Here is a 15,139-nt window from a genome sequence, read left to right on the forward strand (position 1 = left end):
CTGATCGTTGTGAGGATCACTGTGTTTCATCTTCCTCATCCTCTTCCTCATCTCCTTCTTCCTCTTCGTTTTCAGCACCGTTTCGTCTGCTGTTGAGCATGACATTTGCGGATTCACCGAGTTTTCGCATGATCTCGCTGATCTTGTCTTCGATGTCGATCTCGTCGTCGATCTCTAATGAGGTCCCTTCGATTTCAAGCAGGAATCTGGCGACCTCGCTTGATTCAAAAAGTATGTCATCCAGTTCATCCAGCGTGAAAAATCCGCACATGGCTCCGTAGAAAAAGGTCGCCCCGGATTTTCTGACCTTGCGTTTGAATGCGGTTCGCGCCTGATTGACCGCCTGCGGGCTGTAGGGCTCTTCCATGAAGGGGCAGAGTTTTGGGAGGTTCTCGCCGATGAATGTCATCTCGGCGCCGTAGGGTGTTTTGAAGTCGGAACACAGGCGTGCGATCGCCCATTCACGTGCGGTTATATAGGTCCGTTTTCGTAAGAAGATGTTGACTTTTCTGTAGGTTGCCCCGTCGACTTTTTTGAATTTCTGATATTTGCTGATCTCTTCACTGCGGTCAGGTTCTTCAAAGAGGCCGTTTTGCATCGCGGCAGTGTCTTCTATAAGGGGTTCTTCTTTCTCCATCGCTGTAATCAGAATATAGGGGCGTTATGTGTATTTTAGGGTTTGCCGGCACAAAATAATGTCCCGGTTTACGTATAGCATCATATGGTTTATTACTGGGGTGTGCGAGGTATGTTCAAGTGGAAATACCGGGTTTGTGTGTGTTCGATCCGGGGTGGAAGCGGGCTCACGTGATTAAATGACTGCGTATGTCCTGTTAAAAAAAGCGGTGTTTATTCCCCGTTTGCGAGCGGGAAGTAGCTGCGGTATGCGTTTCTGCGTTCATCGAGGTCGGTGTGGATGTATATCTCGGTCGTCTGGATGGAGTTGTGTCCGAGATTTTCCTGAACAACCCGCAGATTATGCGAGCGTTTGTAGAGTTCACTTGCATAACTGTGTCGGATCTTATGCGGCGTGATCCCTTTCGGCGCATAGAGGCTGAAGATGTGCTGTACCGTTCTGGGGGAAATACTGCGTCCGTTTCTCCCTTCGAAGACGGGACCGGTCTTTTTTCCGTTCAGATGCTCCCGGATCTGACGCAGGGTGTCTGCATCGCAGAACACGATCCTGATCTTTCCTCCTTTTCCTCTGACGCGGATTGTCTCTTCCTCAAAATCTATATTTTCGGCGCAGATCCCGCAGATCTCGGAGATACGCATCCCTGTAGCATAGATAGTCCGAATGAGCAGAGCGTCCCGGGGATTTGTCAGTGAACTGATAAATACCATCACTTCCGGGTGTCGGAGGTATTTGAGTTCCCGATCCTTGAGCTTTGGCCGGTCTACTTTCGTCATCGGGTTTGATTCGGTAATGTCCTGACTGATAAGGTACTGGTAAAATGAACTGAGCGCCGAGTCGTACTGGCGGAGACTTGCCGGGCTGAGTTGCCGTTCGTTTCGGATCAGGGTTAAAAAATCCCCGATCTCGTATGAATTCGTTTCTATCTCTGCCCCCATGCTCATATCGTCCAGTTCTTTGCAGGATGCAGGCGGCACTCCTTCATTTTCCTTCAGATATGTCGCGTAACGTGCAAACAGCCTGAGTGTCCGGCCGTATGCCTGGATCGTATTCTCCGCATAGTTCTTTGTCTGAAGGCTGCTGAGATATCTCGGTATCCAGATGCTGAAGGTTCGTTTTGGGGGTGCCATGCTGAAGGTTCGTTTTGGGGGTGCCATGCTGGTATGTGTATCTCTTGGCTCTCTGTGCAGATAATGATTGCGCATAATACCTATTATGCGCAATAAATTGAGGTATTTTTGCTGGCGAAATTCGCCATTATGTGGGTTTGATTTTAAAATAAAGCCTAATTTGAGGTTTTTAAATTGTTGTGAAAAATATGTGCCGTCCACGAGCCATTCTGCGGTCCTTCCAGGCTCTTCTTCGTTCAGAAGAAAATAACGGGCTTTTGCCGGGTCGTGATCGTCTGGACGATCAATCATACTGCCGATGTTTCAAAAAGGCATTACAGCGAAGCTATGAAGGCGATATTTTTCTGCATCCTGAAAATTTTTTGGAGCCTGTCTTCTGCCCTCAGATTTTTTGTGTCTCCGTCTGCTGATTTGATTTTTCGGATCGGTATTTTTGGTGTCGTTCATCTGCCTGAGTAAGATCTCCGCATCCTGTATCTTCCTTGCGTTTTTTCTGATGTTTGGGTGCGGTGTTTGGGCTTTGGCACATATCTGTATCCATCCTGACGTTGCCGTCTTTATCAAAATATGTTTTGAAAAAAGCGGCAGCAAGGTGTTTGTATGGGTCTGATTCTGGAAGTAGTTGGTCAACCTCTTCCTGATGCGGCGTATAAATCACAAAAACCGTTGCAGAAACTTCTCTCTCAAAATAGGTATGTCCTGGTATTTTCCGCATCCCTGGTCGTTCTTTCCTGGGGGGTGTATAAATAAATTGATCTTCTGCTGCTATTTTGCAGTTATTTCGAGCCTTTCCACATTTATTTTGCATCCACCTCATTTTCAATAAACCATATGATGCTATATTGCATGTGTCTGCTCATTCACCCGTTATCAGCTGCGTTCCGTATATGAAAACCATTATAATATCTCCCGCTTCATCTAACGACGAACACCTATGGCCATTCTGAAAATCAGAGGCGGCGATCTCGATCTTGTCGAGTATGATTTCACCTCCTTTCATCCCGGTGAACATCTTTACAGAGAAATCCCTGTTGTACAACCCCCTGTCCCGCAAAAAGAATCATTCAAAGCCACAGTTCCGGCCCGCGTCCACCTGACCGTATTGGATATGAACCGTTTCTCTCCGGGAATGCCTGGCGGCGGCGGACTAGGATTTGCGCTGCAGCTCTACAGTAATGCGACGGTGTCCTGCACTCCTGAAAAAATCGTCATCGACTCCCCCCGTATCCTTCTGATCGAACATCTGGTTGCCGCATTCAAAGCGGTCACCGGATACGCTGGAGGATTTCTGATCAGGACCGAGGATCACGGCAAAGAACATGTCGGGCTCGGTTCCACCTGTACGACTGCGACAGCAGTCATCTCTGCCATGAACGAAGCAGTCGGCCGCCCGCTCACGTATGACGGGATCCGCCGGCTCATCGGTCACAACTATGTTGAAGAGACCAATGAACCAGGCATGATCGCGTTCGGATTCGAGACCGGTGTCGGTGCCGCCACCTCGATCTACGGCGGCATGAACGTCATGGGCGATCAGCTGACCCATGTATATCAGCACGCCTTCGCTGAAGACAAAAACGTCTTTATCATAACGCCCAACATCCACTCCGAAGATGACAACGCCGGTCTTGAGGAGTTCTCCCTTCTCATGAACCGTGCACGGACCCTTGACTACCGGGACCGTGAACTCAAAGCATACATGATCATGATGGACATGATCCCGGCCATCGAAAAAGGAGATTTAAAAAAGATGGGGGATATCATGTGGGAGATCGAGTTCCGCGGCTCGAAACGTGCCGAGGTCCAGCACCACACATTCATAATATATCAGCATATGAACGCTCTCAGGCAGGCGGGCCTTGAGTTCGTCGCCATGAGTTCGGTAGGTCCTTCTATCTGTGTGGTCACCGAAAAAACCGAATCGGAGATGCAGCTGATTCTGGATCCGCTCGGTCTGGAGATATCCGTTTCCACGAAGGCCGACAACATCGGGATCCGTCTCTCCCGACACTGAACATACGAAAAAACGCTCGGAAATATTATCACAGAGAAAAGTATTAACCCTCTTCTCTTCCAAGAATAGAATGTATGAATGTTAAACTTCTTGGAGGGGTGTTTGTCGTTCTTCTCGCCTGCGTGTGTGCCGCCGGGTGTGTCGGGACCCAACCGCCAGCAGAAACGGCTCCGGATGCCCTCGTCGGCACCTGGGTCGGCGTAGAAAACGGTCTGCTCGTTTCCTATGATATGACGCTCGTCTGCAATGCGGACGGGACCGCAAAACTGACCGGCAGCTTCAGCGGCGGCGGTATGAGCAAAAACCTGAATGCAAACCTGAAATGGGAGTATGTATCAGGCAACCAGTATGTTGGAAAGAGCGGGGACAACTCCCTTGCGATCTATCTGACCGGCGATACGCTCACTATCACGGTGAACCCGATGAAGATGGGCATTGCTGACTTCGATATCGATTACGATATCAACATGAAGCGTTCCACCGGCGCTGCACCAACAGCGACCCAGACGTCGGCAGCGACGCCTGTTCCAACCACTACATCGCCTGACGCAGTCGTCGGAAACTGGAAAGGTTCTGAAGACGGCGTGGTCTCCTATGATCTTACTATGGTCTACAAAGCTGACGGTACCGGAACGATCGCCGGAACGTTTGACGTGATGGGCCAGAAAAAGTCCTTTACGAAGGATGTAACCTGGGAGTATGTGAATGAAAACAAGTATCAGGCCAAGTACGGCTCTGAGGTCCTGCCTCTCCAGCTCGTGGGTGCGGATCTTGTGGTGACACTTGTCCCGTCCAAACTCGGTGTCGAGGGAATGGACAACCCGCTTTCGATACCGACAAAAAAAGTATAACCCCATCTTTTTTTTATTTTACCCAAACTCTTTTCGTCTCTGACTCAGAATAGAAAGTATCTATGGGTAAGGTTCTGACAATCATGTTATGTCTGCTCTGTGTTGCCGGCGGAGCAGCGGTTGGATTGAATTATGATCGTATCTCTCCGTATCTCCCGGCATTTCTGCAGGATATCGGCTCAGGTCCGGATGAGACCCCAATCCCTACCCCGACGGTAATGAAGACCCCCTCCCCTGCAAAAACCCCTACCCCGACTGTCACAAAGACTCCCACCCCTGCAAAAACTCCGACTCCAACGGTCACAAAGACTTCCACCCCTGCAAAAACTCCGACCCCGACTGTCACAAAGACTCCCACCCCTACAAAGACCCCGACCCCGACTGTCACAAAGACACCTACACCAACGCCAACACCGACCCCGCTGCCTGAGGGAACGAAAGAGATCGTCGGCACATGGATAGGCTCAAAGACGATCAACCTTTTCATCGTCAAAGCCTCCGCAGACTTCCGTGTCGTTTTCCGTGCAGACAACACCGCCCGGGTCACCGGAGTGCTGAATGCTCCGGGGTATGACAATGTCCCGTTCGACCGGGAGATCACCTGGTCATATCTTGGCAGCGGCAGGTATCGGGGAGCCTACGGTTCCACCTCGATCATCTTCGTCGTCAAAGGTGATGTCATGACGATGACCGTCAATCCCTATAAGCTCGGGCTCACCGACAATAAGATCCTTGACATGGACATCGACGCAGAGCTGCGAAAAACAGCTTTCTGATCTACTCACCGATCTCCATGGGAACAAAGAAAATACCGGGGGTCATCAACCCAAAAATGGTATAATCTGACTTTGACAGTTGCAAAAATATCCTTCCTTCAGACATCCCGTAAACGCAACAAAAGAGAAAACTAGTCCCCGTGAGCCGTCAATTTAATTTTACCCAATGAAAACCAACCGACGCACAGAGACACTCAGTATTACGCTCCCCACATATCTTTTCCGATTCGCCCTCCCCTCCTCAGAAAAAAGTGTTCACCTCCCTCACCGCCTACAAACTCAGCGACAACTTCAGCATCAAACGTGCTCATTCCTGGCTCATGCAGCCGGAAACCAGAGAATACTACGATCTCCCGCCGTTCACAGGAAAAACGCTGTATCGTCTTCTCGAAACACTCGGTGAAAACAGTGCATGCATCATATCGGGATTACAGGAGAGAATATTTTCCCGCTGTCAGTTCGAGCACACCGACGTAAATATCGACTGGACAAGCCTTGTTCTTCACGGAAGTGCCTCACCTTTGGGAAAATACGGCTACAGTCGTGACCATCGACCGGATAAACAGCAGATAACTCTTGGGATCACCGAACTTGCTCACCCGATCAATCTACCGATCGGCGTAACGGTGAAAGCCGGAAATGTAAATGACGTCACCCATTTTCGGTCAACGTTTCTTCAATCCCAGAAAAAACTCACCGAAGGTTCCCTGATCATCTTCGATAAAGGAGCCGGATCAAAACAAAATCTGGAACTCATTGGAGCATGCAGGCATGACTATTTGACCGCAAAGAAACTGAACACCAGTGACGATAAGATCATCAAAACGTTTTGGCAGAGGGATCCGATCAAGATCAATCCGAAGGAGGCAGAACCAAACCACGGCATATACGGGATAAAGATCGTGAAACCCGGCAGTGTAACCTATTTCTATTTCTCGGAGGGGCTCGAGGCGCAGAATCTGGATGCACTGTCACGGAAAGTGTACCGGCAGTTCATGGAGGCGGAGGTGATTCAGGAGTGTATTTCCCGAAACAAAAAACTGCCAAAGAAGATCGGGATCGCAAATCCGCTCGTGAAGATGACCTATTCGGTTCAGACAAAACTCGTAGAGATGTCGGAAGAAGCGGGGTGAGCCGCAAGGCTCGCCCTTAGCAGAGCAAACCGAAGGTTTGCGTGTAGCGGGTTGGACGCGGAACGCGGCCGACCTCAGCTGAGGCGGGGTGAGTCGATAGGCTCGCCCTTAGCCAAGCAAACCGAAGGTTTGCGACCAAGGCTTTGCCTTGCGACCGAGGTGCTTGCCTTTCTGCGGGAGCGGGTTGGACGCGGAACGCGGCCGACCTCAGCGGAGCAAACCGACGGTTTGCGTGTAGCGGGCTGCCCCGCAGGGGCGGCCTAGCTGAGGTCGTCCGCTTTCAGCGTCCAACCCGCTTCAGAAAAACATATCCAGCGTAGTTTTTCTGGATTTGGTCGGATCGAACTCGTCCCAGTCCCAGCCGAGCGCGTCGAAGATCCGGTTGAGTGGTGCCTGGATCGTTTTTTCGAGCATCGTTTCCCAGTCGATCTCGAATGCTCCTGCTGGGATCTGATCCGGGTACTCATAGCAGAGCACATCTGTCTCCGGATATTTTTCAGGCATATTTGTCCGCTTGATGTACAGCCGCTTGGGCTTACTGCCGCGTTTGAAGTCTGTTCCAAGATACGTATTCGAGTAGATCGCTCCCCTTCCGTGTGAATCCAGGTGAGCATAATCGGCAAGAGACTTGTTTATCCCGCTTGGAATGCCTGCCTTTTCGAGCGGGCATCTTCCTTCACGGTAGAAGTTCAACACCTCCGGGAGATACTTTTTCACATCTTCCCTGCCGTCTCCTTTAAGGATCATCTCCAGAACACGCTCCTGTACTTCGCGGGTGATCTGCGCGGAATCCGATCTCTTCATCTCAAAGCCGGTGATATCGATCTTATCGACATCCTGCCCCTCTTTCCAGATGAGATGACCGGCATACCGCTTCTTTGCCCCGCCCTGGAAAAATCTCCGGTAGATCTTCTCGAACTTGATCGAGAAGAAGTTCATATCCGCGCCGAGCGTCTCCTCTGCAAACGACTGGTAGCTTGCGTTGAGTTCCTCCTCGATCTCGCGGGCGACCTTCATCGTCTCTTCGAGAGACAGGGGAGGGATCTGGACAAAGCAGGAATCCGTATCTCCATAGATCACCTCATACCCGCGTTTGGTGATGACTGTTTTTGTATGCTGGATGATCGCACGGCCGACCGATGTCACGGCAGCCCCGATATCCCTGTCATACAGCCTGAACCGGGAAAAACCCGAGACCCCGTAGTACGTGTTCATGATGACCTTCAGCACATTCTGCTGCATATCATACAGAGTGTACTCGTCCGATCCGAACGGAAAACTGTTCCTGAGTTTTTTCCGCTCGTCACGTTCGGTCATCAGCTCGCTGATGATCGACCGGGTCAGTCCGTCCGGGGATCTTTTGAATCTGATCCCGTTTGGGGCATGGATCTCGCCGTCAGGTGATTTCGTCTCCGGTGAGGCGTTCAGTGTCATCATCGCCATCGGATAAAGGGATTTCAGATCCAGAACGATGACGTTCTCTCTGACGCCTTTGCTCGGAGCAAAAACGGTCGCTCCCTCAAACTCCTCCCCTGAAGCGTTTCCTTTGGACGGCAGGATGAATTTGCCGAACGCTTTTCTGAGGATATAGATATCGATCACATTCGAAGAGTTCAGCGTTTTGTCCAGAGGACAGCCCACATATCTGGCAACTTCCTGATAGAACTCGATGATGTTGTTCTTTCTGTTGATCCCGACGCAGAGCTCCACATCCTTGAAGTTGTACTCCACCATCTTCAGGGGATCATTATCCCAGAGATCACCGAGAGTTCCGGTATACCGCACTTTGGTCTCGCCAAGTTCATCTTCGGCGACGGCGTCCAGACGATACGACTCCTTCTGACTTCCCTGCATCTTTTTGTAGGCAGCAAGAAGATCGAAGATGACCCGCCCCCTCATTGCATTTCGCTCGGTCATTCCGGGCATCCGGGCAAAAACCTCGGAACGGAAACCTAGGGTCTCGGCCCGTTTGAGGATGTACTCGGCGTCGAAGTCGATGAAGTTCCACCCGGAGAGGATGTCAGGATCCTTCTCCCGGATGTAGTCGATGAAGCCGGAAAACAGATCGCGTTCGGTGTCATAGGAAAAGATCGAGTGCGTGTTGGAAAAACATCCGCTTGGAAGCGGCGCCGCTTTATCATACGCTCCTTTGGTCTTTCCGTTCAGCACAAAGGTCGTATACCGGTCGTCGAACGAGTCATGACAGGTTATGCAGGTGACCGGGTCGCGTTCGGGTTCGGGAAATCCGTTTCTGTCATCACACTCGATATCGCACATGCAGACCCTTGGCCTGGAGATCACCGTTGCCGGTGAAAGTTCCGTGTATGAACACTCTTCAGACGGAGCACAGACGCCTCCGGTGAGGCCGGTGTCGATCAGAAACCTGGTGGCGAACGGGATGTCGGCTTCGAAATGGTGATAGTTTTCCCTGACGTTTCTGACATCGCCGGGTTTTTCCGTATAGATCCGGCGAAGAGGTTCACCTTTGATGGAGATGCCTTTGTCCTTTGTGACCTCGATCTTTTCCGCGCGTATCTTCTCGGCCTCACCTTCCCTGACCCAGAAGTAGGGGCGAAATCCGGTGACTTTCAGCTGATGGGGGGTCCCGTCCGCTTCCCGTCCGAATATGTGAACGACCGGGCCGCCGGGCGCATTTGAGTATTCGGCCTGATTGATGGCGATCTCCATCTATACTCTCCTGCAGAGTCCCTGGAGAAACGCCGCAGCTTCGAGAAGTTTTTCCAGTTCCCAGGGATCGAACTTCAGGCTTTCATCGATCTTTGCGCCGGAACGTGTTACGACGGCCGGAAGACCCAGTGCGCAGCCTTCTATCCCGTAAGCGCCGTCTGCCGGAAGAGAGCAGGTGATCCGCTCGCCTTTTTCGATTCGCTCCATCATCGAGACGATGTGGTATGCCGGACCAAAAACCGTTCCGGCTTTTCCTTTGATCACCGGCATCGAGGATCCGCGAAGTCCGGTCAGGATCTCCTCTCTTACGGAATCAGGGATGTCGATGTCGAGAGCGGAGAAGAGCGGGACCTGATGTTCCCCGTGTTCGCCGAGGACCTGGCCTTCCGCTTCGATTCCGAGAGCTTTGAGCGCTACGGTAAACCGCCGGCTGTCAAGAAGGCCGCCGAAGCCGACGACCTGACTCTCGTCGAGGCAGCTTTGCTTGGCAAAGTACCAGGTAAAGACATCCATCGGGTTGGTTACGACGATGAGTTTGCCGGAGAATCCTTTCAGAAGTTCCGCCGACTCCTTTGCGATCGGGAGATTTTTATCAAAAAGATCGGCACGGGTCCTGATTTTGGGCGAACGCGAGTATCCGGCAGAGAAGATACAGTAGTCGGCGTCTTTCAGGTCGGCGGTATTTGTGGATACGGGGATATCGATCCCGTGGGTTATATCGAGTTTCTGGGCATGCTGCAGGGGTTCGCTGATATCAAAAAGGACGAGTTCGTCGGCAAATTTTCTGAGGGCTGAAACATATGCGACCTCTCCGCCTATTCTGCCCACTCCAAGGCATGCAACTATGGTCATCTGCTGTAGTATTGGTTTTGGTTGGCTTTAATGCTGGCGACACTGTCTGACCGGGCGGCAAATCCCGGCGGCGATCCCTTTTTTATCCAGGCATCGCCCAAAGGATCCGCCCGCGTTTTTTTGCACGATATATTTATTGCATCCCGCTTCCCACACTAGCTTATGGCTGAACGTATCGCTGCAGAGGTCCGGTTTTGTCCGGTTCAGGAGTCGGAACTTGGGCGGATCAACGAGTTATGCAATATTCCCGAGATAGCAGAGCATTTCGAATCAATCCCTCCGGTTTCGATGGAGGCGACGCTGGCTTTATGGTCGTACATCCAGTCAGGTCTCGTCTCGCTCTGGTGTATGCATTACAAGGACCGGATAATCGGCGGAGCAGGCTTTTATTCCCAGCCGCCCGGGACCCGGCTTTCGCATAGTGCCATTTTTTTTCTGTACATAGAACCCGCGTACTGGGGTATGAGCATCGGGACAAAGGCGATGAAGTTTCTTGAAGATGAGGTCAGTAAACGCGGTTTTATCCGAATAGAGTGTATGGTCGCCGACACCAATCCGCGTGCCGTCTGTCTGTATGAACGGTTGGGATATGAACTGGAAGGAACCAAAAAAATGGCGTTTTACCTTGACGGAAAATATACCGATCTGAAGATCATGGGAAAGATCTTCTGGGACAATCTGACGGAAGAAGGACTTCATCACCGATAAGCCGGTATTTTTACCGGCCGCTTGTTTTATTATACTCTATTCCCTTTATCTATGTGATTCAGATGCGCAGCGATGATGTGAAATCAGGATACACCAGAGCACCCAACCGGTCTCTTATACGCTCACTTGGGATATCGGATAAAGAGATGGACAAACCCTTTGTCGGGATCGCCAACTCCTGGAACACGATCGTTCCGGGCCATACGCATCTTCGCATGGTCGCCGAACGCGTCCGAGAGGGAGTTGCGGCAGGAGGCGGCACGCCTTTTGAGTTCAACACGATAGGCATCTGCGACGGGATCGCGATGGGACATGAAGGCATGCGGTACTCGCTTGCCTCGCGGGAAAACATCGCGGACTCCGTTGAACTCATGATCCAGGCGCACCGGTTCGATGCTCTTGTCTGTATATGTACGTGTGACAAGATCGTTCCGGGTATGCTTATGGCGGCGGCAAGGTGCAATATTCCGGCAATCGTTATCACCGGCGGGAATATGCTTCCAGGCCATCACAAAGGCTGCGAACTTTCCCTCACGGATATTTTTGAAGGCGTCGGCAAGGTGGCTGCCCACAAGATGACCGAGGAGGAACTTCATGAGCTGGAAGCCGCGGCAATGCCAGGGTGCGGGAGCTGCCAGGGATTATATACGGCAAATACTATGGCCTGCATGACGGAAGCGATGGGAATGTCCCTTCCCGGCTGTGCCGCGATCCCCGCAGTGGATTCAGCAAAACTTCGGCTCGCCTATGAAAGCGGTTTCCGTGTCGTTGAACTGATCAAAGCTGACATCAAACCCCGTGATATCATCACGAAAGAGTCGCTGCAAAACGCCATCGCCGTAGATATGGCGCTTGGCGGTTCAACGAACACCGTTCTCCATCTGATGGCGATCGCCCAGGAAGCGGAGGTCCCGCTGACCCTTGATGATTTTACCAGGATGGGAGGGATCGTTCCGCACATCTGCTCGATGCAGCCGGGAGGTCCCCACTCGATGCAGACGTTATATCACTCGGGCGGCATCCCTGCGGTGTTCAAACAGATCCGCCCTCACCTTGAAGACTGTATGACGGTCTCGGGAAGATCGGTGTTTGCGATCGCCGACGGCGTGAAGTATGTGGATGAGAACGTTATCCACAGTCTTACGAACGCTGTCCACAAGGCCGGCGGGCTGAAGATCCTGAAAGGCTCGCTTGCGCCGAACGGATCGGTGATCAAATCGTCGGCAGTGATCGATGCGATGTGGAAGCATGAAGGACCGGCGCGGGTGTTCGACGGGGAGAATGAGGCGATGGATGCGATCCTCACCGGAAAGATCGTTGAGGGCGACGTGATCGTCATCCGGTATGAGGGGCCGAAAGGCGGACCCGGTATGCCGGAGATGCTTTCCCCGACCTCGGCGCTGATGGGTCTTGGCTATACCCATGTAGCTCTCGTAACAGACGGACGCTTTTCCGGCGGAACCCGCGGTCCGTGTATCGGTCATGTCGCTCCGGAAGCAAAGGCAGGCGGACCGATCGGTCTGGTCCGTGAAGGGGATATCATAAAGATTGATCTGTATGAGCAGACGCTGGATCTTCTGGTAGATGCGACGGAACTTGCAGAGAGAAGAAAAGCGTGGGTTCCAAAAGAGCGTCAGCTGAAAGGCGTTCTTGCACGCTATGCACGCTACGCCGGTCAGGCCGATAAAGGCGCCGTTTTGGAATAATCCTCTTTTTTTCGGGCATTCTGCGGAAGAATGACGCGGGTTTCCAAACGACCGCATGATGCCAAGTATTATCCCCTTCTTCTCATCAAACTGATTATGCAGACTCAGGTCCCTTTTGCCGAACTTGAAAACCGGATGCTCCGTTTTCATGCGCAGATGGACCGCAAGCATCCTGAATGGACATTTGCTGCGGTCTTCGGCAAGGTAAATCTCTATTACTTCACCGGCACGATGCAGGACGGCGCGCTTTTGATCTCACGGAATGAAGAGCCGGTTTTCTGGGTGAGAAACAGTTATTCGCGTGCTCTTGACGAGTCTCGATTCGCTGATATCCGTCCGATGGAAAGTTTTCGCGATGCGGCGGCCGCGTCACCCGTTACCGGCGAGACCCTCTATACTGAAACCGAGCTGATCTCGTATGCGCATCTGCAGAGGTTTCTGAAGTATTTCCCGTTCAGACACATCGCCTCAGCAGACAGAGAGTTCGCCGACGTCAGATCAGTCAAAAGTCCGTATGAACTGGCGCTGATGAAAAAATCCGGCGATATCCACCGTCACGTCCTGGAGGAACTTGCCCCGGGCATGTTGAAAGAGGGTATGAGCGAAGCTGAACTTGGCACCGCGCTGTATCAGGTCATGGTGCGTGAAGGTCATCAGGGGATCGTACGGTTTGGGATGTTTGATACGGAAGTCCGGATGGGTCACATCGGATTTGGCGAGAGTTCTCTGTATCCGTCATATTTCAACGGAGCGAGCGGAAACCGGGGTATCGGGCCGTATGCTCCGGTGCTTGGAAGCCCTGACCGGAAACTGGCGTCCGGCGATCTGGTGTATCTTGATGTGGGGTGCGGATATCACGGATATCTGACAGACAAAACGATGACGTACGTGTTTGGAAAACCGCTGCCGGAACCGGCGGCCGCTGCCCATTATCAGTGCGTTGAGATCCAGAATACGGTTTCTTCGATGCTGAAACCGGGTGCCGTCCCGTCAGAGATCTATCAGACGATACTGGATGATCTTGATGAGGAGTTCAAACAGAACTTTATGGGCTATAAAGACCGGCGGGTGAAATTCCTCGGTCACGGGATCGGGCTTTTGATCGACGAGATGCCGGTGATCGCAAAAGGGTTCGACGAGCCGCTTGTCGAGAACATGACGCTCGCTGTAGAACCGAAGGCCGGCATAACCGGCGTCGGGATGGTCGGCATCGAAAATACGTTCATAGTTACCCCGCGCGGCGGGGAGTGTATAACCGGCGGGAATACCGGACTCATCCCGGTGAACCGGCAGGACTGATCCTGTGACGGTCGGTATCCTCACACCCGTTTTTCAATATGATTTCACCTTTTTGCTCTGATCAAAGATTCTTTACCTCGGTCCGGCTATCCTATTTATTAAGTAGTCAGAACTCTCACTAATATACACACTATCATGGAACGTGACAACCAACCGATCAACCTGAAAGATGTCCTTGTCGAGATGAAGGACATCAGCGAACTTATGGTTGATCTGGCTTATTCCGCGGTGCTTTTCGAAAGCAACGCCATAGCTGATGAAGTCATAGAACTCGAAGAACGTATGAATGACCTTGTCTACCAGGCACGTATCACCAGTATGATGAGTGTACGGCGTATAGAAGAGACCGAACCGATGAGCGGCCTTCTTCAGCTTGCCGAAGCCTCTGAGAGGATATCCAACCATGCGGCTGATATCGCAAAAAATATCATGCGGCACGTCTCCTTTCCGGCAAACCTGCGCAGAGCTCTCCCCGAGGCGGAAGAAGCCACTCATCGGACCGTCGTTGCCGCCGGAAGCCCCCTTGACGGCGCACGTCTCGGCGACATCAAGCTCCAGTCAGTAACCGGGATCCGGATCATCATGATCCGGAGAATGCGTCAGAGATTCTACGATCCTGACAAACACACGGTCCTCCGCTCCGGCGACGTCCTAGTCGGACGAGGTCCTGAGTACGGATTTCCCGAACTCTGCGAACTGGCAGGTCAGCCGGTCCCCGGTGATGATGATCTGACTCCGTCTCCGATCAGCGATCTCGACCGTGCGGCCGCTCTCATGATCGAGATGAAAAACATCAGCGAACTCTCCGTCGGCCTTGCATACTCGGCTCTGCTCCATGAAAATCTGGATCTGGCAAATGAAGTCGTGGCGCTCGAAGAGGAGCTCGACGAGATGCGGCTTCGGCTCGATCTGTGGACCCTCGAAGCGGCCAAACGCACCGAGGATGTCGCAAGTCTGCGCGGAATGCTGTATATGTCTTCGTTTGCCGAGTCGATCTCGGACGCGGCAAGCTCGATTGCTGATGTCGTTCTTCGGGAGATCGAAGTGCCCGCGATCCTCAAACGGATCGTTCGGGAGTCTGATGAGATCATTGCGTGGGTCACGGTCCATGAAGGATCCACTCTTGACAAAAAATCCCTTGCTGAGTCTCATGTAGGTACCGTGACCGGAATGGTCATATTTGCCGTAAAACATGAAAACAGATGGATCTATCGTCCTGGGCGAAACGTCTGTCTGTATGCCGGCGACCTTCTGGTCGCCCGCGGCAGACGTGACGGTGAAGAAAAGCTCTATGGTCTCTGCGGTGCAGATACCGATGAAATAGAGGATTTTGAAGAGGAATAATACT

General features: G+C 52.1%; 13 protein-coding genes. 8 read left to right on the top strand and 5 right to left on the bottom strand.

All coding sequences use genetic code 11. From position 1 onward, the window contains the following. Positions 1-16 precede the first annotated feature (16 nt). The 3 genes from H575_RS02065 to H575_RS02075 form a co-directional block, all read right to left on the bottom strand. On the bottom strand, positions 17-637 hold the full coding sequence (locus tag H575_RS02065) for a DUF5806 family protein (RefSeq protein WP_081406619.1): 621 nt from the start codon (positions 635-637) through the stop codon (positions 17-19). Positions 638-849: 212 nt separating this feature from the next. Further along, complete coding sequence (gene xerA, locus H575_RS02070; protein WP_042697673.1) at positions 850-1,764, bottom strand: site-specific tyrosine recombinase/integron integrase; 915 nt, start codon at positions 1,762-1,764, stop codon at positions 850-852. A 382-nt stretch (positions 1,765-2,146) separates the two neighbouring features. Next, positions 2,147-2,581 carry a hypothetical protein gene (locus tag H575_RS02075; protein WP_042697185.1) on the bottom strand — a complete coding sequence of 145 codons (435 nt, stop codon included), beginning with the start codon at positions 2,579-2,581 and terminating at the stop codon, positions 2,147-2,149. 117 nt (positions 2,582-2,698) lie between these two features. Here H575_RS02075 and H575_RS02080 point away from each other — a divergent pair, with 117 nt between their 5' ends. From H575_RS02080 to H575_RS02095, 4 genes are all read left to right on the top strand, one after another. Beyond that, positions 2,699-3,778 carry a GHMP kinase gene (locus tag H575_RS02080; RefSeq protein ID WP_042697187.1) on the top strand — a complete coding sequence of 360 codons (1,080 nt, stop codon included), beginning with the start codon at positions 2,699-2,701 and terminating at the stop codon, positions 3,776-3,778. Between the two features lie 74 nt (positions 3,779-3,852). Beyond that, the gene (locus H575_RS02085) at positions 3,853-4,629 is read left to right on the top strand and encodes a hypothetical protein (protein ID WP_042697191.1); all 777 of its coding nucleotides are present in this window, start codon (positions 3,853-3,855) and stop codon (positions 4,627-4,629) included. Positions 4,630-4,691: 62 nt separating this feature from the next. Beyond that, positions 4,692-5,405, top strand: coding sequence for a hypothetical protein (locus H575_RS09480; RefSeq protein WP_042697194.1), 714 nt, complete (start codon positions 4,692-4,694; stop codon positions 5,403-5,405). Between the two features lie 251 nt (positions 5,406-5,656). Beyond that, positions 5,657-6,538, top strand: a complete 882-nt coding sequence (locus H575_RS02095) for a transposase (protein WP_052319915.1) — start codon at positions 5,657-5,659, stop codon at positions 6,536-6,538. A gap of 297 nt (positions 6,539-6,835) precedes the next feature. Here the strand turns inward: H575_RS02095 and H575_RS02100 are convergent, their stop codons facing one another. After that, positions 6,836-9,226, bottom strand: a complete 2,391-nt coding sequence (locus tag H575_RS02100) for a DNA-directed DNA polymerase (protein WP_042697197.1) — start codon at positions 9,224-9,226, stop codon at positions 6,836-6,838. Further along, positions 9,227-10,078 carry a malate dehydrogenase gene (locus H575_RS02105; RefSeq protein WP_042697201.1) on the bottom strand — a complete coding sequence of 284 codons (852 nt, stop codon included), beginning with the start codon at positions 10,076-10,078 and terminating at the stop codon, positions 9,227-9,229. A gap of 162 nt (positions 10,079-10,240) precedes the next feature. On the opposite strand from H575_RS02105, the gene H575_RS08875 reads away from it, so the two are divergent. The 4 genes from H575_RS08875 (at position 10,241) to H575_RS02125 (ending at position 15,135) form a co-directional block, all read left to right on the top strand. Further along, positions 10,241-10,786 (top strand): GNAT family N-acetyltransferase, encoded by a 546-nt coding sequence (locus tag H575_RS08875; protein ID WP_052319916.1) that lies wholly within the window; start codon positions 10,241-10,243, stop codon positions 10,784-10,786. 62 nt (positions 10,787-10,848) lie between these two features. After that, complete coding sequence (ilvD, locus tag H575_RS02115; protein WP_042697206.1) at positions 10,849-12,492, top strand: dihydroxy-acid dehydratase; 1,644 nt, start codon at positions 10,849-10,851, stop codon at positions 12,490-12,492. Between the two features lie 96 nt (positions 12,493-12,588). Beyond that, a complete protein-coding gene (locus H575_RS02120) occupies positions 12,589-13,791 on the top strand; it encodes a M24 family metallopeptidase (RefSeq protein ID WP_042697682.1) in 1,203 nt (400 codons plus the stop codon). 135 nt (positions 13,792-13,926) lie between these two features. After that, entirely contained in the window at positions 13,927-15,135 is a 1,209-nt protein-coding gene (locus H575_RS02125; RefSeq protein WP_042697209.1) for a potassium channel family protein, read from the top strand. Positions 15,136-15,139 lie beyond the last annotated feature (4 nt).

The sequence above is a fragment of the Methanocorpusculum bavaricum DSM 4179 genome (assembly GCF_000430905.1).
Taxonomy (GTDB): Archaea; Halobacteriota; Methanomicrobia; order Methanomicrobiales; family Methanocorpusculaceae; genus Methanocorpusculum; species Methanocorpusculum parvum.

Bases quoted from the DNA above. Each gene is read 5' to 3' on its own strand.
- H575_RS02065 (WP_081406619.1), bottom strand. From the start codon at position 637: ATGGAGAAAGAAGAACCCCTTATAGAAGACACTGCCGCGATGCAAAAC.
- xerA (WP_042697673.1), bottom strand. From the start codon at position 1,764: ATGGCACCCCCAAAACGAACCTTCAGCATCTGGATACCGAGATATCTC.
- H575_RS02075 (WP_042697185.1), bottom strand. From the start codon at position 2,581: ATGAGGTGGATGCAAAATAAATGTGGAAAGGCTCGAAATAACTGCAAA.
- H575_RS02080 (WP_042697187.1), top strand. From the start codon at position 2,699: ATGGCCATTCTGAAAATCAGAGGCGGCGATCTCGATCTTGTCGAGTAT.
- H575_RS02085 (WP_042697191.1), top strand. From the start codon at position 3,853: ATGAATGTTAAACTTCTTGGAGGGGTGTTTGTCGTTCTTCTCGCCTGC.
- H575_RS09480 (WP_042697194.1), top strand. From the start codon at position 4,692: ATGGGTAAGGTTCTGACAATCATGTTATGTCTGCTCTGTGTTGCCGGC.
- H575_RS02100 (WP_042697197.1), bottom strand. From the start codon at position 9,226: ATGGAGATCGCCATCAATCAGGCCGAATACTCAAATGCGCCCGGCGGC.
- H575_RS02105 (WP_042697201.1), bottom strand. From the start codon at position 10,078: ATGACCATAGTTGCATGCCTTGGAGTGGGCAGAATAGGCGGAGAGGTC.
- H575_RS08875 (WP_052319916.1), top strand. From the start codon at position 10,241: ATGGCTGAACGTATCGCTGCAGAGGTCCGGTTTTGTCCGGTTCAGGAG.
- ilvD (WP_042697206.1), top strand. From the start codon at position 10,849: ATGCGCAGCGATGATGTGAAATCAGGATACACCAGAGCACCCAACCGG.
- H575_RS02120 (WP_042697682.1), top strand. From the start codon at position 12,589: ATGCAGACTCAGGTCCCTTTTGCCGAACTTGAAAACCGGATGCTCCGT.
- H575_RS02125 (WP_042697209.1), top strand. From the start codon at position 13,927: ATGGAACGTGACAACCAACCGATCAACCTGAAAGATGTCCTTGTCGAG.